A 25,769-nucleotide genomic window follows, 5' to 3' on the forward strand; every position below is an offset into this window, starting at 1 on the left:
ATCAATATAACAAGCCCCAGCAAAAAGCCGGGGCTAATACTTCAATTATTTTAGGACATTTTCAAAAACGCTTGACACAAGATTTTTTATTTTTTTCAAAAATTCATTCAATATCTCAAAAAAGCCTCTGCAATCGCCAGATCTTCTGGTGTAGTGATCTTGATATTCTGGTAAGATCCCTCCACAAGAAGGATCTTGGTTCCAGTCTCCTGCTCCACTACCATTGCATCATCTGTTACCCCTGTCATGTCCTTTTTGCGTATGCTTTCATAAGCTCCGCGAATCAGATCATAAGAAAATATCTGAGGAGTCTGAATATTCCATACAATTTTACGATCTGGAGTCTCTTTAACATAGCCTGACGAGTCTGCCAGTTTCACAGTGTCCTTGGAGGGCATGCCCATTACACAGGCATTGTTTCGCTTCACAGCCTCATATCCTCTTTGAACCATCTCTTCTGTAATAAACGGTCTTGCACCGTCGTGAATGTACACGTAATCTGTATCCTGACAGCATAATAATCCTGCATATACAGAATCATAACGCTCTTTTCCTCCTGCAGTCACCTTGCGCACCTTGGAAAAACCATATTTCTTTACAATTTCCTGCTCACAGTAAGAAATCATCTCTTCCCCCGTCACCAGAATAATATCCCGGATCAGCGGACTCTCCTGAAAACAATGCAGAGAATAATACAGAACCGGCTTCCCTCCTATTTCCAGAAACTGCTTCTGTATTTTGCTATGCATTCTTTTGCCCTGGCCTGCCGCCAGAACGATTGCCGTACATCTGCCCTGCTCCATTATCTCTCTCCCAGTTTCAGGTTAGGAACTGCATTTAAGTCCCATCCATGGCGTGTTCCTTTGATATATTCGTAATAAGCTGCCACGCCGATCATCGCCGCATTGTCTGTACAAAAAATAGGTGACGGACGATAGAACTTATAGCCCCTCTTTTCACAAGCCTTAGTCATAGCTTCTCTCAAAGCTCCGTTGGACGCAACTCCGCCTGCAATAGCAATCTTATCCATGTGATAATCTTTGGCAGCAAGCATTGTGTGCTCCACAAGTACGTCTACCACAGACTTCTGGAAAGAAGCCGCAAGGTCGGCACGATTGATCTCTTCGCCCTTCATCTGGGCATTGTTAATATAGTTCAATACAGCAGATTTCACGCCACTGAAGCTAAAATCATAAGGATAGTCTCCTAATTTTCCTTTCGGGAAAACAATGGCGTCCGGATTTCCCTCTCTTGCCAATTTATCTACCTTTGGTCCACCTGGATAACCCAATCCGATTGCACGGGCAACTTTATCAAAAGCTTCTCCCGCAGCATCATCTCTGGTGCGTCCCAGGATTTCAAATTCTCCATAGTCTTTTACGATTACAAGATGTGTGTGTCCGCCGGACACGATCAGACAAAGAAACGGCGGTTCCAGGTCCGGGTGTTCAATATAGTTGGCAGAAACATGTCCTTCTATATGATGCACTCCAACAAGAGGGAGCTTCTTCGCATATGCAATGGCCTTTGCCTCAGCTACGCCCACAAGAAGAGCCCCTACCAGTCCAGGACCGTAAGTAACGCCAATTGCATCCAGATCATCCAGAGTCACATTTGCCTCGGAAAGTGCCTCTTCGATCACCTGATTAATCTTCTCAATATGTTTACGTGAAGCGATTTCCGGCACAACACCTCCATACAGAGTGTGAAGCGCAATCTGGGAAGAAATCACATTTGATAATATAGTCCTGCCGTTTTTTACTACAGAAGCCGCAGTTTCATCACAGGAACTTTCTATTGCAAGAATGAATGTATCTTTCATTTTTTAATCCTCTTCGAAATTCATTTCCATTGTTTTTCCGTCTTTGCCTGGATAAGCTTTTGGGAAAATATCCCGCACCATGTCCATATATTCATCTGGACGGATCAGAGACGGACTGTAATGAGTCAGCCACATTTCTCCTACATCAGCCTGCTTGGCCAGAGTAGCAGCTTCACGGAACGTCATGTGCTTATAGCCTTTTGCCTTCTCCAGCTTGTCATCCTCGCCGTACATCCCTTCGCAGATAAAAAGGTCTGAGCCAGACGCATTTTTCATAATTGACTCGGTGGGTCTGGTATCTGTAGTGTAAGTAACCTTCAGTCCCTTTCGAGCAGGTCCCAGAACCATATCCGGAGTATATGTCACATCATCGGCTTCAATAGTCTGGCCTTTCTGCAGAGGATTCCAGTATTTCAGCGGGATTCCCTGCTCACGGGCACGCTCCGGGGAAAATTTCCCCTGACGGAGTATCTCCAGTGAATATCCATAACAGAGTACATTGTGGTTTACCTTAAAAGCCGTGATCCGATAACCATTGATCTCAAATACCTGTTCAGGTCCGTTAATCTCGATAAATTTCAGTTCAAAGGGAAGCTCCGGTGCGATCACACGAAGTGCGTTTACTACCCGCTCAAGACCTTTCGGACCAATCAAGGTAAGCGGTTCGGTGCGCTCTGCATTCCCCATTGTAAGAAGAAGGCCAGGAAGTCCGCTGATGTGATCTCCGTGATAATGGGTAAAACAGATCACGTCAACAGGCTTAAAGCTCCATCCTTTTTCCTTAATTGCCACCTGAGTTCCTTCGCCGCAGTCAATAAGAAGACTGTGGCCGTTATACCGGGTCATCAGAGCAGTAAGCCATCTTCTTGGAAGTGGCATCATACCTCCGGTTCCCAGCAGACAAACATCTAACATATATTAAAATATCCTCTTTTCTTTATTCTCCCAAAACGTGTTTTCCAAATGCCTTCCGAAGCAAACTTATAACAGCATTTTTCAAACATGCTCTAGGAAAGTTTAACACAAGCAGTTTCCTAAAACAAGAGTCAGGTCTTCCCAATATGGAAAATCATTCAGAAATTATTAAGATGAAGCCGCTTGACAAACCGCTTACAATGTGCTTTCATAATTTGAACTTAACATTTGTTGCTGTTTTTAAGCTCAGCAACAGAAAGGAATTATTATGATTTTCTGCAGCAAGCCTCAAAAATTCACCTGGCGAAACGCCATTACTCTGCTGCTTCTTCTGACAGCTGGCAGCATTCTCATCTTACTTCTGATACCTTCCGGTTCCTGGTTTGGCTCCGAGACAGACTGGTATTCCCAGCATGTAACCATTGCTGATTATATGAGAAAAAATTTTTATGCAACAGGAAGCCTGTTTCCGGACTTCACCGGACTTGGAGGCGGAACCAATTTCTTTTCCCTCTCCTACTACGGATTTATGCGCCCGGATGTACTGATTTCCTATCTTTTTCCCCATGTGGAAATGGAATGGTTTATTCAGGGATATGCAATATTTGAAATCCTGCTTGGAGGCGGACTTCTTTATTACTGGCTGCACAGGAAGGGTTTTTCGGATTTTACCAGCTTTGCATGCGGCTTTTTTTATCTTAGTGCAAACTGTTTTTTCCAGGCGCACAGGCAGATCATGTTTGTGAATTATCTGCCATTTCTTTTACTGGCTTTCCTCTGCCTGGACCGGATTTTTGAGCACCAGGAACAGGACGTGTACCACATTCGTCCTCATATCGGACTGATTCTTTCCCTGTTTTTCTGCATTTTGCATAGCTTTTACTTTTTCCCATCCAGCTTCCTGGCATGCATCCTTTATATCGGACATCTGCTGCCGGATCATCTGAAAACTGTACCTGCCAGGATGCAGAAGAAACGGAAATGCAAAATATGGTGGAACTATATTGTGGACGTGTCTTTTGCCGTATCCATGAATCTCTTTCTCCTGCTTCCCACTGGTCTTGCCATCCTTGGAAATAAAAAGGATACCGGTGATTCCACTTCCCTGTTAAAAATCCTGGGAGTGAACCCCACACTGGACAGCATCCTTTACAGCCCTTACGGCTGCGGACTCACTCTTTTTTGTCTGTATGCATTGTTTCTGTGCATACGGGAAAAGAAAACCCGCAAGCTGGCAATTGCTGTTTTTACACTGCTGTTTTTTGACATTTTTTACTGGATTTTAAACGCCACTTTATATGTAAGGCCCAAATGCCTGATCCCATTTCTGCCTTTGATTCTTTACCTGACTGCACAGGCTCTTGAAGGACTCAGACAGAAAAAAATACGGCACAGTCTGCCACTGGCTTTGCTTTGTGCAATTCCGGTTATCGTACAGCTTATTTTCTTTTTACATAATCAGCAGGTCCGGCACCTGGTCACAGCTGATCTTGTGCTGCTTCTTGTCTGTGCTTCCCTTGGCGCTTTTCTGGAAGAAAAAGAGATCATGATACCATTCAGCTGCTGGTGGATAAATCTTGGAGGACTTGTACTTTTGCTTGCGATTCCTTCTATGCTTTATCTGACAAAAGGGCAGGAAGAGCATTACGCCACCGTTGCCGACGAGTCCAGAGACTATTTTTCCAGAGAGGATCTGGAGGCGTGCTGCGAAAATCCGCAGGCACGGTTCGATGTGATCGAACACCCATCCAACAATTCAAACTACGTGACCACCGGGGATCAGAATAAAAGTACCTTGTATTCTTCTATTTCTAACAGCACTTACAATACATTGGTGTACGATATCCTGCAAATGCCCATCAGCATCCGCAACCGTGTTGCCATGACAGCTGATGTAAATCCTTTTCAGGAATATCTGATGGGCGTCCGATATATTCAGACAAAAGCAGATAAAGTTCCCGCGGGCTATAAGACCCTTCTGGAAAAAGACGGGCATATACTGGCAGAAAACAGCAATGTGCTGCCTATTGCTTATGGAAGTACGGCTCTGATGACAGAAAGTGAATATGATAAGCTTTCTTATCCGCAGACACTGGATACCATTACTAATCGCACAATAGTGCCGGATTCTCCTGACAATTCAGAGAATGCCAGTGATCTTTCTGCCGCTTTTTTGCCATACGCTTCTCAAATGAAGGAATATTCCTTGCCAGCCGATTTTCTTGATCACAAGACTTCAAAAAAAAGTGAAACCATCCGCCGGGAACTGCCGGAAACACTGCCGGCATCCACTATTCTGCTGCTCTCTTTTGACGTAAAATACAATGGGGAAAAGGATATGTCCATTACCATAAATGGCATACGAAACCGGCTTTCCGGCTCTGAGGCTCCTTATCCCAACAATAATGATACCTTTTATTATATGATTTCTTCTAATGAGGATATGGATGCTCTGGACATTATGTTTTCCAAAGGAGAATATAAGCTCACAAATATAAAAGCCTACACCCTTCCATTAAGCCTGCTTTTCCATCCGGGGCTGGTAACATTTCAGGAAAAAGAAATTTCCGGGAAAGAGATTCTAAACGGTAGTATTGATATGCCGAAAGATGGATATTTCGTAACCTCCTATACGTTCTCCAAAGGATACATTGTTTGTGTGGATGGGAAAGAAGCTGCACCGGTACAGGTTAACAAGGCGTTTCTTGGTTTTCCGTTACAAAAAGGGGCACATGAAATCCAGATTGAATTCCATGCGCCCGGTAAGTCACTTGGGGCTGCACTCAGCCTTGTGGCTGCTGCGCTTTTGATTTTCTGTAGTACAGGATTTGCGCTCAGGCACAAAAGAATGCGATAATCCATGCCTAGAGCCTATTTGAAAAAGGCTTTCTGCAAGATGTACGTCACAATTTGTGGGAGATTTTGCCCGGATTCAGTTGCCGTAGCGGGCTACGTCAACTGAATCCGGGCGAAATATACCGCAAAGTGGGGCGTACAGATTGCGAGAATGAGAGGTTCTCACTTATCCACGCGGATGCCTGGTCATAAGCAGAGCATCTTCCACGGGATCCGTATAATATTTCTTGCGGATCCCGTCTTTTGTAAATCCCATTCTTTCATAAAGACGGATGGCAGTTCCGTTGCCTGTACGAACCTCAAGATGGATCGTGGTAACTCCCTGCTGTTCGGCAAGCCGGATCAGGCTGTCCATAAGGAAATGACCAATCCCCTCTTTCTGCCTGTCCGGGCGCACTGCAACATTGGTAATGTCGCCTTCATCCAAAACCATGATCAGGCCACAGTAAGCCAGGATTTCTCCTTTCTCTTCCACTACGAGGAACATGGCATCCTTGCGGGTCAGATAAGTAAAAAATCCCTCTTTCGTCCATGGCGGGGAAAATAATTCGTTTTCAATCTTCATGACCTGATCCAGGTCATCTACCAGCATTTCACGAAGAATCATACTCTGACTTCTCCTTTTCTTCTCAGCTGTTTTTTTCAGAAGCTTTCTCTTCCTGCAGCTTCTGGGCGCGCTCACGCTCTGCCTGGGAAACTCTCAGGTATTCCGGAACATGCTCCATAGCAGTCACTATTTTGCCCTCTTTCATATAAATCTCGCCAAGGGCTGCCACTGCAGCTGCTCTTTGCTTATTCACATGGGCAGGGGCAAAAGAATATGGAACCTTCAGGTTCTCCTGGATCATTTTTCCAAAGACAGGCACGCCATCGCCAAGGAATACTACCTCTTCCCCTCTCGCATTCAATTTCTCAATCATCTCAGCCATTGGAACTGCCATCTGAGCTTCTACCGTTACCAGCTTATGCTCCTGAAAGCGGTAAATTCCTGTATAAACCTGACTTCTTCTTGCATCCATAATCGGACAGATCAATGCTCTGGAATCATACAAATTATATGCCAGTGCATCCACAGTGGGAATTTCCACCAGAGGCTTTTTCAACGCAAGCCCAAGTCCCTTGGCTGTAGCAGAACCGATACGAAGTCCTGTAAAAGAGCCTGGTCCGGCTGCCACTGCAATGGCATCAATGGTATCCAGATCCAGCTCTGTCATCTTCACCAGCTCGTCCAGCATAGGAAGAAGTGTCTGGGAATGTGTCTTTTTATAATTAACTGTATATTCCGCAATCAGGTTCTCGTCCTCCACTATTGCAACAGAAGCGACGATTCCTGAGCTGTCAAGACCTAAAATCTTCATTTTTTCTCCTTACTCTCCCCACTTTTGGAGATTTTCTAATTTTTCTGCCACTTAATCTGCTCTGGTAATCCGGTTACTGTGATCTTACGATAATCAAACCCTTTTTCCAGATTTTTCTCAATGGTAATCTCAATGATCTGCTCTGGCAGGATTTCTTCGATCAGATTGGCCCACTCAATGAGACAGATTCCATTTCCGTAGAAATAGTCATCATAGCCGATCTCTTCCATCTCCTCAATGTCCCCGATCCGGTACACATCAAAGTGGTAAAATGGCATACGGCCGCTTTCATATTCCTGAATAATGGTAAAAGTCGGACTGTTTACAGGCTCTGTGATCCCCAGTCCCTCTGCCACGCCCTGGGTAAAAACGGTCTTACCTACCCCAAGATCTCCTACCAGTGTGTATACCTGCCCGGGAAGAGCATTTTCCCCGATCCATTTGCCGAAAGCGAAAGTCTCTTCTGGGCTGAATGTTTCTTTTATCATAACTTTACAACTCCTTTTTACTTGCAGAATTGCTCTTTGCATATTATAATAGAACGAATAACGAAATACAATACTTTTTGAAAAAGGAGATCAAACTATGGCAAATCCAGTTGTTACCATTACTATGGATAACGGAGATGTGATCAAAGCAGAGTTATATCCGGAGATTGCACCAAATACTGTAAATAACTTTATCAGCCTTGTTAAAAAGGGATTTTATGACGGACTTATTTTCCACCGTGTTATCAACGGCTTCATGATCCAGGGCGGCTGCCCGGACGGAACCGGAATGGGCGGTCCTGGATACAGCATCAAGGGTGAATTTGCTCAGAACGGTGTGAAGAACGAGTTAAGACATACCGAGGGCGTTCTTTCCATGGCAAGAGCCATGCATCCGGATTCAGCAGGAAGCCAGTTCTTTATCATGCACAAAAATGCTCCACACCTTGATGGTGCTTACGCTGCTTTTGGTAAAGTGACCGAGGGCATGGATGTGGTAAACCAGATTGCTGAGACTGACACTGACTACAGCGACAGACCACTTGATGAGCAGAAGATCAAATCCATGACAGTTGACACCTTCGGCGTAGATTATCCAGAGCCAGAGAAGTGCTGATCATTCATGCTCTGCAGGCAGACTGATCCAGAGCATGTTTAAAAAGCTTTCAAAAGAATTTTATCCCCTGCATCTGTGGAATATTTATTTTCACAGATGCAGGGGTTTTTGTTCTCTTTTAATGGTCAAACACCTTTATTTCGCCTTCCACATCTGCGAAATAAAGCTCCTTCTCTTTCTCCATCTTTATACGTCCGCTGGTTGCTTCTGTGATCACCTTCTGGATTCGTCCAACCTGGTCATTTGGCACAAGAAGATGCATGATCACCTTGTCTGTGTACTCCGTGTCAAGGACCGGAAGCTGATTCTCTGCTGCAATATACTGCAGCTTGCCGATAGCTGTGTAATCCGCAGTCAGCGCCAGTGAAATCCCATGGTGCTTCTCTATCACCGTACTCTCCCCCAGGCCAGCCTGCACCGCACCGGAATAGGCTCGCACAAGTCCGCCGGTACCAAGGAGCACGCCTCCAAAGTATCTGGTCACAACTACCGCCACATTATAAATATCTTCCCCCAGGATCACATCCAGCATAGGCCGTCCTGCAGTTCCTGACGGCTCCCCGTCATCGCTGCACCTTGTAAACTCCCGATGTTCTCCAATAGAATAAGCATAGCAATTATGTCTGGCATCCCAGTATTTCTTCTTCATTTCCTCTATGAAAGCAAGAGCGTCCTCCTCTTTTTCCACCAGGCGCACCGTCGCAATAAACCGGGATTTCTTCTCCGTAATCTCCCCCTCGCCTCCTGCATAGATGGTCTTATAATTTTCCAGCATACGGAAACCTCCAAAAACTCATAATAAAATAAAGATAACAGCTTGTTCTTCCTCATTTGCTATAGTGTAACATGAATTGGCTTTTCTTTCCAGTCTTGTAAAAGGATGCTGTTCACCTTACTATTCACTGGTACCATTCTGCGAGGTGTTTTTGTGAACAAAGTTCACAGAAATATTCGATTTTAGGGTTTATTTACGAACCTGGATTTGATATAATAGAACGGATTATAAAGGAGGTTTATCATGAACTACGGAAAAAAATCGGCCTCTAAGAAACGGAATTCTCTTATTTCCCGCTCGTCCATGATGGGAAAAAGGGCACATGTTTCGTTTATCAGAGTCCTTTTCATCGGCCTGATCGCCCTGTGCGTTGCAGTGTCCAGTCTTGGAATCGGTTCCATTCGTGGAATACTTGCAAATACGCCGGACGTAAATGAAGTGGATATCATGCCTCTTGGTTATGCCACTTTCCTCTATGACTGCAATGGTAATCAGATTCGTAAACTGGCAGCACCTAATGCCAACCGACTTCCGGTTTCCATTGACCAGATTCCGGAGGATCTGCAGCATGCAGTAGTGGCTATCGAGGATGAGCGTTTTTATGAGCATAATGGAATTGATGTAAGAGGTATTCTTCGTGCTGGTGTGAAAGCACTTACTACCGGAAGCTTTTCCGAGGGTGCAAGTACCATTACCCAGCAGCTTCTGAAGAACAACGTTTTCACCAACTGGACCAACGAATCTACACAGGTGGAGCGATTTACACGTAAGCTTCAGGAGCAGTTTCTCGCCGTTGAGATTGAGAAAAAGATCGGCGACAAGAACGTGATCCTTGAGAATTACCTGAATACCATCAACCTTGGTGCAGGTGCATACGGTGTACAGGCTGCTGCCCGTCAGTATTTTAATAAAGATGTGTGGGATCTGAATCTTTCCGAGTGTGCAACTCTGGCAGGTATCACCCAGGCTCCTACCAAATACAACCCAATCGAGAATCCCAAGGAAAACGCAAAGAGACGTAAAGAGGTTCTTGACCATATGCTGGATCAGGGTTACATCACTCAGGAGCAGTATGACGATGCTATTAATGATGATGTCTACACCCGCATTCAGGAGGCGCAGGCTTCTAATACACAGTCTTCCAGCAAGACATACTCTTACTTTGAGGACGAGCTTACCAAGCAGGTTATCAATGATCTGATGAATATCAAGGGATACACCAAGACGCAGGCACAGAACCTTCTGTATAGCGGTGGCCTGAAGATCATGACTACCCAGGATCCGGACATCCAGAACATTGTGGATGAGGAATATTCCGATCCATCCAACTATCCGGATTACGTACAGTACGCACTTGATTATGCCCTTACCGTGAAGCAGCCGGATGGACAGGAAGTAAACTACAGCAAGGAAATGATGAAGCTTTACTTCCAGAATGAGGATCCGTCTTTTGATCTTTTGTTTGATTCCCAGGACGAGGGACAGACTTATGTAGACCGTTATAAAGCGAATATTCTTGCAGACGGAAGCACGGTTGTTGCAGAGCGTGTAAGCTTTGCCCCCCAGCCTCAGTCAGCAATGACGATCATCGACCAGCATACCGGATATGTGAAGGCGATCATTGGCGGACGTGGAACCAAGACTGCCAGCCTTACCCTGAACCGTGCTACAGACAGTACCCGTCAGCCAGGTTCTACATTTAAGATCGTATCCACCTATGCTGCGGCCCTTAATGAGAAGGGCATGACGCTGGCTACCACTTACGAAGACCAGCCAATCACCTACGACAACGGCGCACCGGTCAATAATGCAAGCGGCAGCTTTAATGGTACCACTACGATCCGTACAGCGATCCGTAATTCTGTCAATACCGTTGCAGTTCAGTGTTTTGAGGATGTAACCCCTGAGCTTGGTCTGAAATATCTGGACAACTTTGGATTTACTACACTGGCGCATGGTACAGAAGCGGATACCGATGCCAATGGCAATGTTTACACAGATGCCAACCTGCCTACAGCACTTGGCGGTCTGACCTACGGTGTTAAGAACGTAGAGCTTTGTGCCGCATACGCAGCCATTGCGAACGGCGGTAATTATATCAAACCGGTTTACTACACCAAGATTCTTGATCACAACGGAAACGTACTGATTGAGAACAACTCTGTAGGACGCTCCGTCATTAAGGAAACAACAGCTTATCTTCTTACAAGCGCCCTTGAGGATGTAGTTCAGAATGGTACCGGTACAGCCTGCCAGCTTGATAATATGGCAGTTGCAGGTAAGACAGGTACTACAGATGCATACAATGACCTCTGGTTCGTAGGATATACACCATATTACACATGCGCAGTATGGTCCGGCTACGACGGCAACCAGAAGATACCGGAAGGTGATGCACGTAATTTCCACAAGACATTATGGCGTAAGGTCATGAACCGGATCCATCAGGGAATGGAATACAAAGATTTCGAAGTTCCGGATGGTATTGAGCAGATCAGTATCTGTGCTGATACAGGACTTCTTCCAAGAGTTGGCTGCCCGGTTACAGAAGAGTACTTTGATGTAGGAACCATGCCTACAGAGTACTGTGACCAGCATTTCTACGAATATGACGAGAGTCAGGATGAAGATATGGAAATCTACGATGAAAATGCCACTCCAACTCCAGATCCGGAAAATCCGGACGGCACAGACAATACAGATGGCAGTGGCGGTGACGGCACTGGCGGCGATGGTACTGGCGGTGACGGTACTGGCGGTGACGGTACCGGCGGCGGTGATATCCAGTATCCAGATGAAAGCGGCGGAGATTCTGGTAATGATGATATTTATTATTACTAAAAAGCTTTCAGCTAACAGTCAGTTATAAACAATTAAAACTGCAGTTTTCGTTTCCAGAAAGCTGCAGTTTTTTTCTGCCAAAATAATAGCTGTTCAGTGCCGGAAGCGATGAACTATATATACAAAGAAACGCCTTGCGCAGAGTCTGCTGAGATTCAGCAATCTTCTGCACAAGGCGTTTCGTGATTTTATGTATTATGAAATTCTCCGGATGATCTGAAATCAGTCTTTGATCACCATGCGGGCTGCGCCATAGATACCGGCATCATTTCCAAGGCTTGCAAGAATGATCGGAGTACTCTTGCAGGATGGGAATGCATATTTCTGATAGTACTTCTGGATACAGTCTGTAAGAGGTTTGCCTGCTTTGGATACACCGCCGCCAATTACAATTGCCTCTGGATCTGTTACACATGCAAACACGGCAAGTGTGCTTCCCAGAATATCGCCAACCTTCTCCATAGTCTTAACAGCCAGAGCGTCACCCTCCTTGTAGAAGTCAAGAACATTCTTAGCAGAAAGCTTCTCTACATGACGCATCTTGCTGTCCTCCTGGCTCTCCTCCAGAATGTCATTTGCCACACGTACAATTCCGGTTGCAGATGCATACTGCTCCAGACATCCGTGATTACCGCAGTTACATGGGCGAACTTCATTGTGATTGACACATGCATGTCCAATCTCTCCACCGGCACCGTGATAACCTGCGATGATCTTGCTGTCGATGATGATACCGCCGCCAACACCAGTTCCAAGTGTTACCAGGATCACGTTCTTGGAACCCTCTGCAGCACCCTTCCATGCCTCTCCAAGAGCTGCGATATTGGCATCATTGGCTGCCTTTGCCGGAAGACCTGTAAGTGCGCTTAATTCGCTTGCTACGGCCTTAAAGCCCCAGTGCAGGTTAACTGCCATAGGAACTTCACCATTCTCATTAACAGGTCCTGGAATGCCGATACCAACACCGTCTACATTATCCTTTGTGATTCCTCTCTCATCCAACTTCGTCTTGATTGCATCTGCAACATCCGGCAGGATTGAAGAACCGTTATTCTCCAGTCTTGTAGGAATCTCCCACTGCTCAACCAAAGTTCCATTCGTAAGAAACAGACCGCATTTTACAGAAGTTCCTCCTACATCAATACCAAAACAATACATACCCATTGTAAATTTCCATCCTTTCTGATCTATGAATTACTATTCTATGCATTACTGTTCTATGCATTACCGTTCTATGCATTACCGTTCTATGCATTACTGTGCCTTAAAGCCTATTAAAAAAGTATTCCCGCAATCTGCACACTCTGACTTTTATTCTTCTCTTTTTTTGGCAATATTCGCCTGAACACGCTTGTACAGCTCCTCAGCTGCATTGTATCCCATCTTCTTCTGTCTGTGGTTAACGGCTGCAGACTCAACGATAACAGCCAGATTACGTCCTGGACGAATCGGAAGGGAATGGCATACGATCTTGTTTCCAAGATACTCCGTATACTCCTCATGAAGTCCCAGACGGTCGTACTCCTTGTCGCGGTCCCACTCTTCCAGCTTGATAACAAGATCGACAGACTGGGTATCCTTAACACTCTCAACACCAAACAGGGTCTTCACATCAATAATACCAATACCACGAAGCTCAATAAAGTGACGTGTGATATCCGGTGCAGAACCAACTAAAGTAACATCACTCACCTTGCGAAGTTCAACAACGTCATCACTGACAAGACGGTGACCACGCTTGATCAGCTCAAGAGCCGCCTCGCTCTTGCCAATACCGCTCTCTCCTGTGATCAGGACACCCTCACCATAAACATCCACAAGCACGCCGTGAATGGAAATACAGGGAGCCAGCTGGACGCCAAGCCAACGGATGATCTCTGCCATCAGACTGGATGTAGTTCTCTCTGTCACAAATGTAGGTACATTATATTTGTATGCAAGATCAATCATATCCTGTGACGGTCTTGTCATAGTGCTGAAGATGACACATGGGATCTTGCTGGAGATAAAACGCTCGTACTTGAATGTGCGCTCCTCATCGCTTAACTGCATCAGATAAGTATACTCTACATATCCGATGATCTGAACACGCTCGTTTGCAAAATGCTCCAGATATCCTGTAAGCTGCAAAGCCGGACGATTTATTTCTGCTGTCTTCACATAAATCTCTGTAAGGTCAATATCAGGCGTCAGGTTGGTCAGATTCAGTTCCTGCGCCAGCTTGGTAAGCTGTACACCCTTCATGCTTTTATCTCCTTTTTCTCTAATGAAGTCCTTCCCGCATAAGCAGTTCCCTGCAGTTACAAGATTCCTCGTAATAGGTGAAAACTGTTATGCAGTTTGTGCAGGTTTCTTTGCACTGCACATAGAAATTATATACATTGCCCAAAATCCACACTTATCTGTATTATACACAATTTTTTCTGTAACTTCAATGTCGAATCTTGTTAAAACTGTTACTGTTCGCTCCATTCACAGTAACACGCTTCGCGATGCACAGAAATCATGCTTTCGTATGATTTGGCGCTCTATGAAAAAACTGATAGACAGCCTCCGCGCTCTGCACATTCATAGACTCTGTTTGACTTAATTCTTCCACAGAAGCATCCCGGATATTCTCAATAGACCGGAATCTTCTCATAAGAGCCTTTCGCCTGGTCTCGCCAATTCCCGGAATATCATCCAGAACGGAATGTACCTGTTCTTTGCTTCTAAGGGAGCGGTGATACTCAATGGCAAAACGGTGAGCCTCATCCTGGATCCTGGTTACCAGATGGAAACCCTCACCTGAAGTATCAATGGGAATTTCAACATTATTGAAATACACCCCTCTGGTACGGTGGTTGTCATCCTTTACCATACCACATACCGGAATATCAATTCCAAGCTCTCCAAGAACCTTCCGTGCAATGTTTACCTGGCCACGTCCGCCATCCATAAGGATCAGATCCGGAAGAATGGAAAAGCTGTCGTATTCACCCTTGGATTCATGGGTAAAGCGCCTTGTAAGCACCTCTTCCATGCTGGCATAATCATTTGGTCCCTGCACCCATTTGATCTTGAATTTGCGGTAATCGCTGCGCTTCGGCTTGCCCTTTTCGTAAACTACCATGGAGCCAACGGACTCAAATCCACTGATATTGGAAATATCGTAAGCCTCCATACGCACAATATCCTTAAGCCCCAGCCAGTCCTCAATCTCCTTCACAGCCCCGATCGTACGCCCTTCTTCGCGCTTGATCCGTTCTCTGTCTTTGGAAAGAACCATCCAGGCGTTTTCCTTGGCAAGCTCCACCAGTTTCTCCTTTGTTCCCTTTTTCGGTACACGGATGTGAACCCGCTGTTTACGCCTTGCAGACAACCAGTCTTCAATAATTTCCCCATCTTCTATCTCTGTCTGCATCATGATTTCCGCCGGAATAAAAGGCGTTCCTGCATAAAACTGCTTCAGAAAGCTTGACAAAACCTGTGCTTTGGTATCGCCTCTTGCCACACGGAGAAAAAAGTGATCTCTGCCGATCAGCCTGCCGCCACGCATAAAAAACACCTGCACAACTGCATCCTGCTCCCGGAGATCTTCACTTTCATCCATGGCAACTGCAATAATATCCCTGTCCTCTTCCCCATAGGTAGTAATCTTCTGTCGTTCTCCGATCCGTCTGATACTGTTAATTAAATCACGATATCCTGCAGCATCCTCAAAACGCATATCCTCTGAAGCTGCCATCATTTTCTCCGTCAGCTGATCGATGGTCTCCTGGAAATTTCCATTGAGAAAATGAAGTACCTGTCCAATGTTCTGCTTATACGCTTCCTCACTTACATTTCCCTGGCAGGGAGCCGTGCACTGCTTCATATGATAATACAGACATGGACGGTCTTTGCCGCAGTCACGGGGCAGATTACGGTTGCAGGAGCGTACCATATAAATCTTGCGGACCAGCTCGATCACGTCTTTCACAGCTGTGGAGCTGGTATAGGGGCCGAAATATTTCGCCTTGTCCTTTTTCATGGTGCGGGAAAAAAGGACTCTGGGATAGGGCTCGTTTACCGTTACTTTAATGAATGGATATGTCTTATCATCCTTCAACATGGTGTTGTATTTCGGGCGATGCTCCTTGATCAGGTTGCACTCCAGTACCAGCGCCTCCAATTCAGAATCGGTGACAATATACTCAAATCTGGTAATGTGAGTGACCATCTGCTCAATCTTTGCGCCTTTATTGCGGCTGCTCTGGAAATACTGGCGGACACGGTTCTTCAGACTGACAGCCTTTCCCACATAAATGATCTCATCGTTTTCCCCATGCATAATGTAAACGCCAGGCTTACCGGGCAGCTTTTTTAACTCTTCTTCAATCAGGAACATAAAAACTCTCCTTTGTTGAAAAGAACCGGGAAAACATGTCTCCCGGTTCTGATGTTTTATCCTATATTATCTGTATCGTCCAATTGCAGGAACGGCAATAGCAGATTCCTCTTAGATTAATTCCTCTTAGATTAATTTTCCTTAAATTCAGTGGTCTTCTGAGTCCCCGGAACTTTCAGCCGGCATTTCAGCTGGAGCCTGAACTGTGGATTCCGCTGTCTCTGTGTCCACATTTGCCTCATCCGTCTTATCCTCTGCTTTCACAGCCTCATCCAGCGCCTTCAGTCCTTCTGCATCCAACACATCTGAAACTTCCATTCCCTTCTCCACTGCGCGGAAAATGATCATAAATTCCCTACCGGTAATGGTCTCCTTGCGGATCAGATAAGCAGCGATCTTGTCCAAAGCCTTTCTGTGGCTGCTGATCAGGCGCTTCGCCTCCTCATAAGAAACACGAAGCAGCTCCATAACCTCATGGTCAACTTCGGTAGCTGTATTGTCACCGCAATTAAGCACTGCACGACCATTCAGATACTGATTTTCCTGAGTTGCAAGACCCATCAGACCAAACTTCTTGGACATACCATACTGGGTGATCATAGCACGGGCGACCTTGGTGGCCTGCTCAATATCATTGGAAGCACCAGTTGTCACGCTGTCAAAAACGATCTCTTCAGCAGCACGTCCGCCAAGATATCCGACCAGCATAGCTTCCAGTTCTTTCTGGGTATTCAGATATTTCTCTTCTTCCGGAACCTGCATAACGTAACCAAGTGCGCCCATAGTACGAGGCACAATGGTGATCTTCTGTACCGGCTCGGAGTCCTTCTGAAGGGCACTTACCAGTGCATGTCCTACCTCATGATAGGATACGATACGGCGCTCCTGGGCACTTAAAATACGGTCTTTCTTCTCTTTTCCAACAAGAACCACCTCAACAGACTCCAGAAGATCCTTCTGGGAAACTGCGTGACGGCCATTCTTAACAGCCAGGATGGCGGCCTCATTGACCATATTTGCAAGATCAGAACCAACGGCACCGGACGTGGCAAGGGCAATTGCCTCGAAATCAACGGTATCGTCAAGCCTTACGTTCTTCGCATGAACCTTCAGGATATCAATACGTCCTTTCAGGTCCGGACGGTCAACGATAACACGGCGGTCAAAACGTCCCGGACGAAGGAGTGCCGGATCCAGTACCTCCGGACGGTTGGTAGCTGCCAGGATCAGAAGTCCCTTGGAAGTATCAAAACCATCCATCTCAGCAAGCAGCTGGTTCAAAGTCTGCTCTCGCTCGTCATTGCCTCCGCCGTAATGGGAATCACGGCTCTTTCCAATGGCATCAATCTCATCAATAAATACGATACACGGTGCATTCTTCTTGGCTTCCTCAAAAAGGTCACGGACACGGGAAGCACCTACGCCAACGAACATCTCCACAAATTCTGATCCAGAAAGGGAAAAGAACGGTACATGTGCCTCCCCTGCAACTGCCTTGGCAAGAAGGGTTTTACCTGTACCCGGAGGTCCTACAAGCAGGGCGCCCTTCGGCAGTTTGGCGCCAATTTCCACGTATTTGCCTGGATTGTGAAGAAATTCCACAACCTCCTGCAAGGATTCCTTGGCTTCATCCTGTCCTGCAACATCCTTAAATGTGATTCCGGTCTCTTTCTGTACATACGCCTTGGCGCGGCTTTTCCCAACGCCCATCATACCACCGCCGCCTTTGTTCATGCGGCGCATGAAGAACATAAGAAGCACAAACAGAAGCACAGACGGTAAAAGTACGCTAAGCATCATTGCCATAAATTCTCCGAAAGCATCCGGCGGCTCAGATTTAAAAATAATACCGGTTCCTTCCAGACGTTTGGTAAGGGCAGTCTCATCTTCTGTCAGATTGGTGTAATAACTGATCTCCTGATAAGGGTTCACCTGCTTCTTCGGCACGATGGTCAGGTTATCAGACTGAAGTGTAACGGATTTCACTTCATCGTTATTCACCATATCAATAAACTTATCATACGTAATCTCACTGGAATTATCCTGCAGCATATTGGTAAACAGGCTGAAACACACCAAAGTAACCAAAAGACATATCAGAAAAGCCAGAATGGACTGATGATTTTTCTTATTGCGGTTGGGATCCTGATCTCTTCTTGGATCCCCTTTATCAGGACGTCGTCCGCCTTGATTGTTATCCAGATTATTATCCATTTCTTTCCTCCTTACTATCTTTTCTATTATAAAGATAAAACGCAGATAAATCAACCTGGATATTGTGAAAACCCTCTGAATTTTTTTGAAAAAAAGTCAAAAAAATTCACATCAGAAAAATAAATAGATACTTTTTTTACGGCGCGAACTGTAGTATACTAGAGCGTGATTGAAAAAGACTTTCTGCAGGATGTACGCACAATTTGCAGGAATGATTTTTCTAATACAGTCCAGGAACATATTTTTGAGGCAGGTGCAGAACGCATCTGCTGTATCCTTTTTACCTGTAACTTTACAGTAAGAAATAACATAATGGATGAGGAACTAAAAGATTACTATGTGCCGCAAATATTCCGCAAGGTGTTTTGTGAACATAGTAAAGAACAGCCCAGAGAAAGAGGGAGGAAAGACAGAATGAAAAAAATTGGGTTCGATAATGACAAATATCTGAAAATGCAGTCCGAGCACATTCGTGAGAGAATCAGCAAATTTGACAACAAACTTTATCTGGAATTTGGAGGCAAGTTATTTGATGACTACCACGCTTCCCGTGTTCTTCCAGGATTTGAGCCGGACAGCAAGCTGCGCATGCTGATGCAGCTTTCCGACCAGGCAGAGATCGTAATCGTAATCGGTGCGCCTGATATTGAGAAGAATAAGGTCCGCGGCGACCTTGGCATCACATATGATGAGGACGTACTCCGTCTGATGAACGAGTTTACAAGCAGAGGACTTTATGTAGGAAGTGTCTGCATCACACGTTACTCCGGACAGAACAGTGCTGATGCGTTCAAGAAGCGTCTGGAGAAGCTTGGAATCAAGGTTTATGTCCTTTATAATATCCCGGGTTATCCAAGCAATACTTCCCTGATCGTAAGTGACGAGGGATACGGCAAGAATGACTATATCGAAACCACCCGCCCGCTGGTTGTTATCACAGCGCCTGGACCAGGAAGCGGAAAAATGGCTACCTGTCTTTCCCAGCTTTATCATGAATACAAGAGAGGAATCAGCGCAGGCTATGCCAAGTTCGAGACTTTCCCGATCTGGAATATCCCGCTGAAGCACCCGGTAAACCTGGCTTATGAGGCTGCTACCGCCGATCTGAATGATGTCAACATGATTGACCCATTCCATCTGGAAGCTTATGGCCAGACTACTGTCAACTATAACCGTGACGTGGAGATTTTCCCTGTTGTACAGGCTATGTTTGAGAAAATCATGGGCGAGTGCCCATACAAATCTCCTACAGATATGGGCGTTAATATGGCAGGAAACTGTATTGTGGATGATGAGGTTTGCCAGGAGGCTTCCCGTCAGGAGATCATCCGCAGATATTACAAGAGTATGGATGCGCTTATGTCCGGTACCGGCACAGAGGAGGAGGTTTACAAGATCGAGCTTCTTCTGAAGCAGGCACATGCCACACTGGAGGACCGCAAGGTTGTTCCTGCTGCCCTGGAAAGAGAGAAAGAAACTGGTGCTCCGGCTGCTGCCATGGAGCTGGAAGACGGAAGGATTATCACAGGTAAGACCTCTGATCTGCTTGGTGCTTCCTCCGCCCTTCTTCTGAATGTGTTGAAGGAGCTTGCCGGAATCGATCATCAGAAGCATGTGATCTCTCCGGATGCCATTCACCCTATTCAGGAGCTGAAGACAGATTATCTTGGAAGTAAGAATCCTCGTCTTCATATGGATGAGACCATGATCGCCCTTTCCATCAGTGCTGCTACGAATCCAGAAGCACGTCTTGCCCTGGAGCAGTTTCCGAAGCTGAAAGGCTGCCAGGCACATACTTCTGTTATGCTGTCTTCTGTGGATGTCCTTTCCTTCCGTAAACTGGGCGTGGAGCTGACCTGCGAGCCGAAATTCGAGCAAGGGAAGAAGCTGTAGGGATAAGCAGGCATAGATTTTGTTGCTACGTAATATAAAGCTCTGGCAAATGATTATTAAAAAAATCATCATTTGTCAGAGCTTTTTCTTTCCTACTTTCTCCAAACTTCAAGTATTTTTTCATTTTTACTTCAATTATTTTTAGAGCGAGTTTGAAAAATCACCGTTCTTCTGCGGTATCACATTCCCCGCTCATCTTCTTCGCAGTCTCTTCAGGCACTTCGATCAGTCCAAATTTCCAGAACAATGGGTAAATATAAGAAATCCCTCTAATATCCCCTAATGCCTTGGGGCGTTTCACGATGCCGGATATCTGCCGGCAATTTTGGAATGCCATTTTTATGCTGCTCCAGGATAAGGTTTTGCTGTTTTCCCGGCGGTCGATGAGAAGCTCTTTGTTGTAGGTTCCGTCTTTGCCGATTTTCAGCTTGTACTGGTATGGGAGACCAGAGGCTGTGCGAAATGGGTAGTTTTGGAAGGCTGCAATTGCTGACCAAAGAGTCTCTTCCACACAGTTCTGTCTAAGAGCATCAAGAACTATCTGCTGCTCATCTGTCAATTCCAACTTGTCATATGCTTTTATTTTTCTATCTGTAAATCCAGTTTCGGCTTTGTACTCATCATTTTGTTCCTTTACTTTATCCCAATTGCCGTTCTCTTTCTCCAGCATTACTTTCAACAGCCTTATAATTCCTTTGATTTCCTGCACACTCTGAACACTCAATACATGGAAATCTATTTTCTTTTCCCTGGAACTATATTTCTCTTCCAGAAGCTTTGCCTTTTCCTCATCATGATCCTTGTATCTGGCTTTCCCGGACATATAAGCATAAGAATTGGCAGTTCCCGGATATTCAATATTTTCCTGCAGATAAAATGGAGATGGATTCTCTTCCAGATCATGCTTCAGGCAATTCAGTTTCTCTAAAAACTTCCCGGTAACTTCCGGGTAATGCTCTTTTATATACACAAGATTCTTATGCAGACATACTGCACTTTTTTCCATCATCTGCCGTTCTTTTGGATTCTTCAGACAGTCATATTCATAATCCTGAACTTCATGTCCTTCCATGGAACGGATCAACTCACTATACCAGTACATATGCTGCACAGAATTGTCCGGAAACATAAAGTAAGTGGAGAATTCATGGTCAATCATCGGCGCCAGCCTCAGAATTTCTCCTTTTTTATTACAAACGAATGCAATATTCTCATAGTGATAATTCTGATCGCCTTTCAGCACAGAAACCAGGATCTGCATGGCAAGCTGTTCTGCCATGTCTTTATGATTCTGGAAATAGGAAGCCTCCATAATATCCGTATAGTCATAAAACATCATACAGTAATTCTCATACTGGTCTATATCTACCTTTTTATCCGGATACTTCCGAAAGAATTCCAGAAGATTCAAAAGCTGCTCATCTTTATTATAAATCCTTGGAACCACAGTCCCATAATCATAGTATTTCTGTGTCTCTTCTTCATAACCATGGCAAAAAGCCAGCTGATATAAAGGCGCCGATACAAAATATTCATTTATCACATTCGACCAGAACACTTCCGCATAAGCGAACAAAGGCGTAGAAAATGGCTTGGATTTACTCAGCGGCTTAAAAATCTGATTTCCACTGTAAACCGGAAAATGCTTCTCCCCCTTTACTACGCCGACTGCTTCCGCGGTCAGATTGCCTATTCTGTCTGCATAATTAAAGTGGACAGTTTCATAATTTATTTTCAAAGGTCTCACATCCTTTTTGTTTAATAAGCTTCCATCTGACAACTTTCTTTTCAGAAAAAGCCTGTCCTCGGTAATTCACAGTATCACTATTTCCTGTTTTACAATGATACCATGAAAGCTTTAGAGTCTCAATAATTTTGTGGGCAACAGTACTTCTAATCTTTTGTCAGGCTGATTATGATTTTCTGTTTCTCTCCTGTCACGAATGGTTTCGGCGATAATCTTCAAAGTCATACTCTTATTTTTCCGTAAGGAATATGTGCTGCAGGGTGCATAGAGAAAGGACCGGAAATGGATTGCTCCATTTCCAGCCCTTTCCCTCATTGCGGTATATTTCACCCGAATTCGGTTGCCGTAGCCGCTACTGCGCCCTCATCTGGGCGAAATCTCCCACAAATTATAACGCACATCTTGCAGAAAGCCTTTTTCAAACATGCGCTAGGATTGCAGAATTCCGGCAGCACGAAGATTTGCCAGAAGTGTATTTAGCTGTGTCACAGCATCCTCTGTACTAGTAGCATCTGCTACTGCCGCTGCCGGAGTTGGCGCTGGGCCGGTAGGACCAATCGGGCCGTCTGCTCCGACAGGACCGGTTGGGCCTGTCGCTCCGGCGGGGCCTGTTGGGCCTGTTGCTCCGGCGGGACCGGTTGGGCCGGTTGGGCCGGTCGCTCCGGCGGGGCCTGTTGGGCCGGTCGCTCCAGCGGGACCGGCTGGACCGGTCGCTCCGGCTAGGCCGGTTGGGCCTGTTGCTCCGGCGGGGCCGGTTGGGCCGGTTGGGCCGGTCGCTCCGGTGGGGCCTGCTTCTCCGGCAGGACCCATAACTCCTGGCATGCCAGGTTCTCCTTGCGGACCCATAGGACCTGCAGGGCCTACTGCTCCCTGGCATCCTCTTGGTCCCATAGGACCAGTCACACCGGGACATCCTCTTGGACCAACAGGTCCCATAGGACCGGTTGCACCACGAGGTCCTGTGGCTCCCTGTCCCGGACAACCGCAATCGCAGCCGCAGCGATTATTGTTTCCAAAACAGGATGTACAGGTGATATCACCAGAAGCTTCCTTTTCAGAAGAATTTTTCTGATTATGACGATCAAAAAACATACACATTCTCCCATAACAGCTTAGATATTCACTATCAATATATGAAATACTAACAATACAGGTGAATTTTCCCTCTCACTCCATATCCCAAACATCCCTGAAATACTTCTCATTTCCAATAACTGCCTGATGCAGAGGCTTCAATACTCTTGCCTTTTTATGAAATTCAAACGCCTCCCTGTGCCTTCCCGCTTTATCCAGACATACACACATCTGTATCGCAGGTATAAAATCATGACTGTCTGCAATATAAAAACCGCCGTTTTTCTTTTTCCGTGGCGCAAGAAGAGCCTGCTGGTACCAGTATGCTGCCGTCACGTACTCCCTTTTTTCCATAAACAATCTTCCTATCTCACAACAGATCTCCGCTCTCGGAACATCCATCGTAAAGCTGTAAAAAAGTATATCAAAAGCAGCTGCATTCTCTCCCATTGCCTGATAACAGCAGGAAAGAACCAGACAGCTGTTCAGTTTATCCTCTATCCAGCCATCTGGTTCTTCCAGAAATTTTTTTAAAATTAAAATTGCATACTCATATTGCTTATGATAAAAAAGCTCCCGCCCATAATAAAAGAAATGTCTCGGTTCCATTTTTTCACCGGAATCAATCATCTGCTCATATATATGCAGATTGCGAAAAGACTCTCCAGCCTTTATTTTTCGATGCTCAATCACCACATCCGAATATAAAATATTCCCCGCAGGAACAACCGTTTCGTGGACGCGCCCCTGCCATCTGAAATTCCGGGAAGTCTTCATAATACGCTCTCTGTAATAAGAAAACGTAACATGCTCCCATTCATCAAATCCCACTGCATAATCCATCATAACCACATCCGTATCTGAATCCATGCTCTCTTTCAACCTGAGCAGCTTCTCCTGATTTTCCGGCGTAATGACATCATCTGCATCCAGCCACATCCAATAATCCGTATCTGCTTTTTCCGTAATAAAATTGCGGGCAGCAGAAAAATCATCTTTCCATAAAAAATCATAAACCTCATCGGTAAACTCCCTGGCAATCTCCTTCGTTTTATCCACCGATCCGGTATCGCAAATATAGATTTTGTCCACAAGCTTGCTCATCGGCGTGAGGATTCTGCGAAGTACCGCCTCCTCATTTTTTACGATCATACACAGGCCAATTGATATCATTCCAAATATCCTTTTTTCAATAGCCTATGCCGGACAAATTACTTTTATTCCCATTTGCTGCTTCCGGATATCCGCATTTTTTCCAGCAATAACGCTTTCCTTACGGATTACCTGTCATTTGTGTCAGTGACAACGTCTCCAAAATCTGGGAAAATAAAAATACAAAACATTCCACATAGAAAAGAGGTGCTAAATATGAGAAAAAAATTATGGAAAATACTACCTCTTGTGACCGGACTTGTGCTTCTGACTGCCAGTAGCGCTCTCACCGTTCACGGAGAAAGTGACAACACCATTGACGTAACCCTGTTCAAACTTAACCTTCCAGATGACTGGAGCTATGATCCGAATGATATCAGCGATTATGAATACACCTGCTCCGTCAGCGTATTTGAAGGTGATGACAAGGACAGTTCACAAAATGATTTCACCATTAAAGCAAATGAAGAATCAAGCTACTCTTTCCGCAAATATCTGCAGACCTCCGATATCGATCTTCATGACTATGCAGACGGCACTATTGAAAAAACAACCATTGGTGATGTGGATTATATACGAACCACAGACAATTTTGACAGAATTTACTACATTTATCGTCACGAGCCATCCGGTGTGACCTACAAAGTTATCATTTCCGGAGAAGAAAATGATTCTGTCAGAAATGTTTTTAACAATCTGGAACTGAAATTAGAGGACACTGGCAATGTGGAATCACCTTACCCCTGGGATGGAACTCCATTCACACCGGCTCCGCAGAGTATAGCTGTTGGAGATTATACCGTCACTCCGGAGTATATTCCATTTAGTGTTTCCCAGAACGGATTTGAGATCATGCGTCACCAGTTTGCAATATCTGGAGACCGGATGTATCATCAGCTGAATAATACTCTGGAAACTTACGAATATACTGGAAGCACCCTGAATCTTCTTTCTTCTGATACAATGGACGAGCAGGGAATGGATCTTTTTACAGACACGGACGGAAAACTTTATATTTCCCGTAACGGTGGAAAAGGAATTGTTATGAAAGACGGGCAGACCATATTGGAGACCGGCACAAGTGGTTACCTGTCTGTACACCTATCCGGTGCCTGGGGCATTACCAGCTACCTTGGCTATGATACGGAAAAAGTAACCTTCCAGGACGGCAGCGTGCTTACAGAGCCCTGGATCTTAACCTCCATGAATGATGACGCGGCACGAACCGGTATCTTTAAATTTGTCAGCCTGGTTGAGATCAGCAATGATCATATTATGGTATACGGACGTCTTGCAGGAGATGACACCCCATCGAAAATAGCAGTTTATGATCTGGATGGCAACCAGCAGCTGCTTCTTGGCGGTGACCTGCAGGAGGATCCTGCTTATTTCGGAAGTCTCACGGGAATAGCTGAGACAGCGAATGGCTATATTGCAGCAGATGGAAATATGCGAGAATTCTACTTCTGGTCAAAGGACGGAACTCTCCTCGCCGAAGTAGACTGCTACGATATGTTTGGAACCAGATACCCCTGGATTGAAGATATGAAAGTTGCAGAGGATGGTTCTGTGATGGTTCTTATGACACAGGACCGTGACGACGACTCTGCAAGCGAATTAATGGTATTCCGACTTACAGGTTTCTGATA

General features: G+C 45.3%; 21 protein-coding genes. 6 read left to right on the forward strand and 15 right to left on the reverse strand.

Annotated elements, in window-relative coordinates:
* Positions 1-107 precede the first annotated feature (107 nt).
* From ispD to AB5Z12_RS16260, 3 genes are read right to left on the reverse strand one after another with little or no spacing between them, the layout of a single operon-like run.
* Positions 108-803, reverse strand: a complete 696-nt coding sequence (gene ispD / locus AB5Z12_RS16250; protein ID WP_148463465.1) for a 2-C-methyl-D-erythritol 4-phosphate cytidylyltransferase — start codon at positions 801-803, stop codon at positions 108-110.
* Complete coding sequence (gene tsaD, locus AB5Z12_RS16255) at positions 803-1,822, reverse strand: tRNA (adenosine(37)-N6)-threonylcarbamoyltransferase complex transferase subunit TsaD (protein WP_368357316.1); 1,020 nt, start codon at positions 1,820-1,822, stop codon at positions 803-805. The genes ispD and tsaD overlap by 1 nt, the downstream gene beginning before the upstream one ends.
* A 3-nt stretch (positions 1,823-1,825) precedes the next feature.
* Positions 1,826-2,737: a ribonuclease Z gene (locus tag AB5Z12_RS16260; RefSeq protein WP_148463467.1), complete on the reverse strand. Its 912-nt coding sequence runs from the start codon at positions 2,735-2,737 to the stop codon at positions 1,826-1,828.
* A gap of 268 nt (positions 2,738-3,005) precedes the next feature.
* On the opposite strand from AB5Z12_RS16260, the gene AB5Z12_RS16265 reads away from it, so the two are divergent.
* Together AB5Z12_RS16265 and AB5Z12_RS16270 are read left to right on the forward strand one after the other, a co-directional pair.
* Entirely contained in the window at positions 3,006-5,594 is a 2,589-nt protein-coding gene (locus AB5Z12_RS16265; RefSeq protein ID WP_226815595.1) for a YfhO family protein, read from the forward strand.
* A 39-nt stretch (positions 5,595-5,633) separates the two neighbouring features.
* Positions 5,634-5,699: a DUF6783 domain-containing protein gene (locus tag AB5Z12_RS16270; RefSeq protein ID WP_319017194.1), complete on the forward strand. Its 66-nt coding sequence runs from the start codon at positions 5,634-5,636 to the stop codon at positions 5,697-5,699.
* Positions 5,700-5,759: 60 nt separating this feature from the next.
* On the opposite strand, the gene rimI is transcribed toward AB5Z12_RS16270, so the two are convergent.
* From rimI to tsaE, 3 genes are read right to left on the reverse strand one after another with little or no spacing between them, the layout of a single operon-like run.
* The gene (gene rimI / locus AB5Z12_RS16275) at positions 5,760-6,200 is read right to left on the reverse strand and encodes a ribosomal protein S18-alanine N-acetyltransferase (protein WP_148463469.1); all 441 of its coding nucleotides are present in this window, start codon (positions 6,198-6,200) and stop codon (positions 5,760-5,762) included.
* A gap of 22 nt (positions 6,201-6,222) precedes the next feature.
* Positions 6,223-6,951: a tRNA (adenosine(37)-N6)-threonylcarbamoyltransferase complex dimerization subunit type 1 TsaB gene (gene tsaB / locus AB5Z12_RS16280; RefSeq protein WP_368357315.1), complete on the reverse strand. Its 729-nt coding sequence runs from the start codon at positions 6,949-6,951 to the stop codon at positions 6,223-6,225.
* A 35-nt stretch (positions 6,952-6,986) separates the two neighbouring features.
* On the reverse strand, positions 6,987-7,439 hold the full coding sequence (gene tsaE, locus AB5Z12_RS16285; RefSeq protein WP_173769961.1) for a tRNA (adenosine(37)-N6)-threonylcarbamoyltransferase complex ATPase subunit type 1 TsaE: 453 nt from the start codon (positions 7,437-7,439) through the stop codon (positions 6,987-6,989).
* A 97-nt stretch (positions 7,440-7,536) separates the two neighbouring features.
* Here tsaE and AB5Z12_RS16290 point away from each other — a divergent pair, with 97 nt between their 5' ends.
* Positions 7,537-8,055: a peptidylprolyl isomerase gene (locus AB5Z12_RS16290; RefSeq protein WP_118583898.1), complete on the forward strand. Its 519-nt coding sequence runs from the start codon at positions 7,537-7,539 to the stop codon at positions 8,053-8,055.
* Between the two features lie 118 nt (positions 8,056-8,173).
* On the opposite strand, the gene AB5Z12_RS16295 is transcribed toward AB5Z12_RS16290, so the two are convergent.
* The gene (locus AB5Z12_RS16295) at positions 8,174-8,830 is read right to left on the reverse strand and encodes a YigZ family protein (RefSeq protein ID WP_118583900.1); all 657 of its coding nucleotides are present in this window, start codon (positions 8,828-8,830) and stop codon (positions 8,174-8,176) included.
* 243 nt (positions 8,831-9,073) lie between these two features.
* Here AB5Z12_RS16295 and AB5Z12_RS16300 point away from each other — a divergent pair, with 243 nt between their 5' ends.
* Positions 9,074-11,671 carry a transglycosylase domain-containing protein gene (locus AB5Z12_RS16300; RefSeq protein WP_195992324.1) on the forward strand — a complete coding sequence of 866 codons (2,598 nt, stop codon included), beginning with the start codon at positions 9,074-9,076 and terminating at the stop codon, positions 11,669-11,671.
* Positions 11,672-11,893: 222 nt separating this feature from the next.
* Here AB5Z12_RS16300 and AB5Z12_RS16305 read toward each other — a convergent pair whose 3' ends face one another.
* The 4 genes from AB5Z12_RS16305 to ftsH form a co-directional block, all read right to left on the reverse strand.
* Positions 11,894-12,835 (reverse strand): ROK family glucokinase, encoded by a 942-nt coding sequence (locus AB5Z12_RS16305; protein WP_173719269.1) that lies wholly within the window; start codon positions 12,833-12,835, stop codon positions 11,894-11,896.
* A 147-nt stretch (positions 12,836-12,982) separates the two neighbouring features.
* Positions 12,983-13,915, reverse strand: coding sequence for an HPr(Ser) kinase/phosphatase (gene hprK, locus AB5Z12_RS16310; RefSeq protein ID WP_118583906.1), 933 nt, complete (start codon positions 13,913-13,915; stop codon positions 12,983-12,985).
* A 259-nt stretch (positions 13,916-14,174) separates the two neighbouring features.
* Positions 14,175-16,040 carry an excinuclease ABC subunit UvrC gene (gene uvrC / locus AB5Z12_RS16315; protein ID WP_173719268.1) on the reverse strand — a complete coding sequence of 622 codons (1,866 nt, stop codon included), beginning with the start codon at positions 16,038-16,040 and terminating at the stop codon, positions 14,175-14,177.
* A 147-nt stretch (positions 16,041-16,187) separates the two neighbouring features.
* Positions 16,188-18,254, reverse strand: coding sequence for an ATP-dependent zinc metalloprotease FtsH (gene ftsH / locus AB5Z12_RS16320; protein WP_215659895.1), 2,067 nt, complete (start codon positions 18,252-18,254; stop codon positions 16,188-16,190).
* A 414-nt stretch (positions 18,255-18,668) separates the two neighbouring features.
* Here ftsH and AB5Z12_RS16325 point away from each other — a divergent pair, with 414 nt between their 5' ends.
* Positions 18,669-20,147, forward strand: a complete 1,479-nt coding sequence (locus tag AB5Z12_RS16325) for a DUF1846 domain-containing protein (RefSeq protein WP_148463476.1) — start codon at positions 18,669-18,671, stop codon at positions 20,145-20,147.
* Positions 20,148-20,307: 160 nt separating this feature from the next.
* Here AB5Z12_RS16325 and AB5Z12_RS16330 read toward each other — a convergent pair whose 3' ends face one another.
* The 4 genes from AB5Z12_RS16330 to AB5Z12_RS16345 all read right to left on the reverse strand — a co-directional run bounded on the left by AB5Z12_RS16330 (position 20,308) and on the right by AB5Z12_RS16345 (position 24,141).
* On the reverse strand, positions 20,308-21,885 hold the full coding sequence (locus tag AB5Z12_RS16330; RefSeq protein ID WP_368357314.1) for a hypothetical protein: 1,578 nt from the start codon (positions 21,883-21,885) through the stop codon (positions 20,308-20,310).
* A gap of 335 nt (positions 21,886-22,220) precedes the next feature.
* Complete coding sequence (locus tag AB5Z12_RS16335; protein WP_368361691.1) at positions 22,221-22,286, reverse strand: hypothetical protein; 66 nt, start codon at positions 22,284-22,286, stop codon at positions 22,221-22,223.
* A gap of 37 nt (positions 22,287-22,323) precedes the next feature.
* On the reverse strand, positions 22,324-22,986 hold the full coding sequence (locus AB5Z12_RS16340) for a collagen-like protein (RefSeq protein WP_368357313.1): 663 nt from the start codon (positions 22,984-22,986) through the stop codon (positions 22,324-22,326).
* A 75-nt stretch (positions 22,987-23,061) separates the two neighbouring features.
* Positions 23,062-24,141 carry a glycosyltransferase gene (locus tag AB5Z12_RS16345; protein WP_368357312.1) on the reverse strand — a complete coding sequence of 360 codons (1,080 nt, stop codon included), beginning with the start codon at positions 24,139-24,141 and terminating at the stop codon, positions 23,062-23,064.
* Positions 24,142-24,336: 195 nt separating this feature from the next.
* Here AB5Z12_RS16345 and AB5Z12_RS16350 point away from each other — a divergent pair, with 195 nt between their 5' ends.
* The gene (locus AB5Z12_RS16350) at positions 24,337-25,767 is read left to right on the forward strand and encodes a hypothetical protein (protein WP_368357311.1); all 1,431 of its coding nucleotides are present in this window, start codon (positions 24,337-24,339) and stop codon (positions 25,765-25,767) included.
* Positions 25,768-25,769 lie beyond the last annotated feature (2 nt).

The organism is Ruminococcus sp. RTP21358st1_G6_RTP21358_211008, from assembly GCF_040908885.1.
GTDB lineage: Bacteria > Bacillota > Clostridia > Lachnospirales > Lachnospiraceae > Blautia_A > Blautia_A faecis.

What these genes read in the sequence shown, in the direction of transcription:
- rimI (WP_148463469.1), bottom strand. Translation starts at nt 6,200, where the DNA reads ATGATTCTTCGTGAAATGCTGGTAGATGACCTGGATCAGGTCATGAAG.
- AB5Z12_RS16300 (WP_195992324.1), top strand. Translation starts at nt 9,074, where the DNA reads ATGAACTACGGAAAAAAATCGGCCTCTAAGAAACGGAATTCTCTTATT.
- tsaD (WP_368357316.1), bottom strand. Translation starts at nt 1,822, where the DNA reads ATGAAAGATACATTCATTCTTGCAATAGAAAGTTCCTGTGATGAAACT.
- AB5Z12_RS16260 (WP_148463467.1), bottom strand. Translation starts at nt 2,737, where the DNA reads ATGTTAGATGTTTGTCTGCTGGGAACCGGAGGTATGATGCCACTTCCA.
- ftsH (WP_215659895.1), bottom strand. Translation starts at nt 18,254, where the DNA reads ATGGATAATAATCTGGATAACAATCAAGGCGGACGACGTCCTGATAAA.
- AB5Z12_RS16290 (WP_118583898.1), top strand. Translation starts at nt 7,537, where the DNA reads ATGGCAAATCCAGTTGTTACCATTACTATGGATAACGGAGATGTGATC.
- AB5Z12_RS16295 (WP_118583900.1), bottom strand. Translation starts at nt 8,830, where the DNA reads ATGCTGGAAAATTATAAGACCATCTATGCAGGAGGCGAGGGGGAGATT.
- hprK (WP_118583906.1), bottom strand. Translation starts at nt 13,915, where the DNA reads ATGAAGGGTGTACAGCTTACCAAGCTGGCGCAGGAACTGAATCTGACC.
- AB5Z12_RS16265 (WP_226815595.1), top strand. Translation starts at nt 3,006, where the DNA reads ATGATTTTCTGCAGCAAGCCTCAAAAATTCACCTGGCGAAACGCCATT.
- tsaB (WP_368357315.1), bottom strand. Translation starts at nt 6,951, where the DNA reads ATGAAGATTTTAGGTCTTGACAGCTCAGGAATCGTCGCTTCTGTTGCA.
- uvrC (WP_173719268.1), bottom strand. Translation starts at nt 16,040, where the DNA reads ATGTTCCTGATTGAAGAAGAGTTAAAAAAGCTGCCCGGTAAGCCTGGC.
- tsaE (WP_173769961.1), bottom strand. Translation starts at nt 7,439, where the DNA reads ATGATAAAAGAAACATTCAGCCCAGAAGAGACTTTCGCTTTCGGCAAA.
- AB5Z12_RS16345 (WP_368357312.1), bottom strand. Translation starts at nt 24,141, where the DNA reads ATGATATCAATTGGCCTGTGTATGATCGTAAAAAATGAGGAGGCGGTA.
- AB5Z12_RS16325 (WP_148463476.1), top strand. Translation starts at nt 18,669, where the DNA reads ATGAAAAAAATTGGGTTCGATAATGACAAATATCTGAAAATGCAGTCC.
- AB5Z12_RS16305 (WP_173719269.1), bottom strand. Translation starts at nt 12,835, where the DNA reads ATGGGTATGTATTGTTTTGGTATTGATGTAGGAGGAACTTCTGTAAAA.
- ispD (WP_148463465.1), bottom strand. Translation starts at nt 803, where the DNA reads ATGGAGCAGGGCAGATGTACGGCAATCGTTCTGGCGGCAGGCCAGGGC.
- AB5Z12_RS16350 (WP_368357311.1), top strand. Translation starts at nt 24,337, where the DNA reads ATGAGAAAAAAATTATGGAAAATACTACCTCTTGTGACCGGACTTGTG.
- AB5Z12_RS16340 (WP_368357313.1), bottom strand. Translation starts at nt 22,986, where the DNA reads ATGTTTTTTGATCGTCATAATCAGAAAAATTCTTCTGAAAAGGAAGCT.